Source organism: Bradyrhizobium sp. NBAIM03 (assembly GCF_020194055.1).
GTDB classification, from domain to species: Bacteria; Pseudomonadota; Alphaproteobacteria; order Rhizobiales; family Xanthobacteraceae; genus Bradyrhizobium; species Bradyrhizobium yuanmingense.
In genome coordinates this window covers 1-401 of record NZ_JADYVS010000242.1, presented here as the reverse complement: position 1 = coordinate 401, position 401 = coordinate 1, and the positions used below count along the sequence as shown (strand labels likewise).

Below are 401 nucleotides of genomic sequence, written 5' to 3'. Positions count from 1 at the left end.
CTCCTGAAGAGGTCCGCATCAGGGTAGGGATGGCGATCTCTGGATGCGCTCCGCTTCTTGCGGGCAAATTCGGAGCGCGACCGTGGCTACAGGATTGGCGCGAACAGCTTCGCCACGTGCATGATCACGCGGCCCAGCGGGTGTGCGCGTTCGTATTCGTCACGGCCCACGCGGGCGGCTTCGGAAAAATCGGCTTCGAGCATCTGCGCGACATCGTTGGCGAAGCGCGAGTCGGCGGTCATGATCATCAGCTCGAAGTTCAGGCGGAACGAACGGTTATCGAGGTTGGCGCTGCCCACGGCAGCGGCCTCGTCGTCGATCAGCACGACCTTCTGATGCAGGAAGCCGGGCAGGTAGCGGTAGATCTTCACGCCCGCGCGGATCGCCTGATACGCATACAA

General features: G+C 62.6%; 1 protein-coding gene. It reads right to left on the bottom strand.

Annotation, left to right across the window (positions count from 1 at the left end):
- Positions 1 to 86: 86 nt before the first annotated feature.
- Positions 87 to 401, bottom strand: a 315-nt coding sequence (locus tag I6F21_RS38315) for a phospholipase D-like domain-containing protein (RefSeq protein ID WP_225184461.1), incomplete at its 5' end; no start/stop codon positions are given.